The organism is Streptococcus mitis, assembly GCF_946188375.1.
Lineage (GTDB): Bacteria > Bacillota > Bacilli > Lactobacillales > Streptococcaceae > Streptococcus > Streptococcus mitis_CX.
Genome location: NZ_CAMHUS010000025.1, coordinates 1 through 1,272, shown reverse-complemented (window position 1 = coordinate 1,272; position 1,272 = coordinate 1). Strand labels below are relative to the sequence as shown.

Annotated in this window: 1 protein-coding gene; it reads right to left on the bottom strand. The window is 41.0% G+C overall.

Annotated features, from left to right (window positions below; genetic code table 11):
- Positions 1-1,272: DUF1542 domain-containing protein (locus tag N8M16_RS10035; RefSeq protein WP_261070146.1), on the bottom strand; the 1,272-nt coding region annotated here is incomplete at both ends.

Genomic DNA, 1,272 nt, shown 5'->3' with positions numbered 1-1,272 from the left:
GGTCTTAGCTTTCAATGCATCATCGATAGCTTGTTTTGCCGCTGGCTTCGCTTGCGCTGTTGGATTTACTGAAGCTACACTTGCTGCCCCATCGTTTTTAGCTTGAGTTACTGCATCGTTTGTTGTTGCGTTGTCGATTGCAGTCTTCGCTGCATCAGCTTTCGCTTTAGCGTCTGCTTTCGCCGCAGCTTTCTCTTCATCTGTCAAGTCTGTACGAGAGTCTATTTCATCAGTCTTAGCTTTTAAGGTATCATCGATGGCTTTCTTAGCTTCTGGCTTCGCTTCTGGTTGTGGATCTACTGCTTTTACTTCTGTTATTCCAGTCACCTTAGCTCGGTCTACTTCCGCATTTGTTGTTGCATTATCGATGGCTGCTTTTGCTGCGTTGGCCTTAGCTTTTGCTTCTGACTTAGCCGCAGCTTTCTCTTCATCTGTCAAGTCTGTACGAGAGTCAATCACGTCGTTCTTAGCTTTAAGCGCGTCGTCGATGGCTTGCTTCGCAGTCGGTTTTGCCACTGGCTTTGGAGTCACTGAAGCTACTGATGCCGTTCCTGCAGTCTTAGCTTGTTCCACTTCTGCGTTTGTTGTCGCATTGTCGATTGCTTCTTTCGCTGCATCAGCTTTTGCCTTAGCTTCTGCTTTGGCTTTAGTTTTTTCTTCAGCTGTTAAATCATCATTCGCATCTATTGCATCTTCTTTTGCTTTTAATGCATCATCTATTGCCTGTTTGGCTGCTGGTTTTTTAGCTGCTTCTGGACTAAACGAGTTCACATCACTTAAACCAGATACACTATTTACATCTACTTTAATGTCTGTATCTGCTGCATCGATTGCGTCTTTTGCCTCATTAGCTTTATTTTCTACTTCAGCTTTTGTTGCAGTTTTCTCTTCAGTTGTTAAATCATCTCGAGCATCGATTTCTTCTATTTTCTTCTCTAGAGCTGCATCAATTGCTTTTTTAGCCTCTGATTTCTTAACTGGTTCTGGACTAAATGAATTTACATCACTTAAACCAGATATACTATTTACATCAACCTTAATATCTGTATCAGCTTCATCGATTGCTTTCTTAGCTGCATCGGCTTTAGCTTTAGCTTCCTCCTTAGCTGCTAATTTTTCTTCTGCTGTTAAGTCATTATTCGCATCAATTTCTGCTTCTTTTGCCTTTAGTGCTTCATCTACAGCTTTTTTAGCTTCTGATTTCTTAACTGGTTCTGGACTAAATGAATTTACATCACTTAAACCAGATATACTATTTACATCAACCTTAAT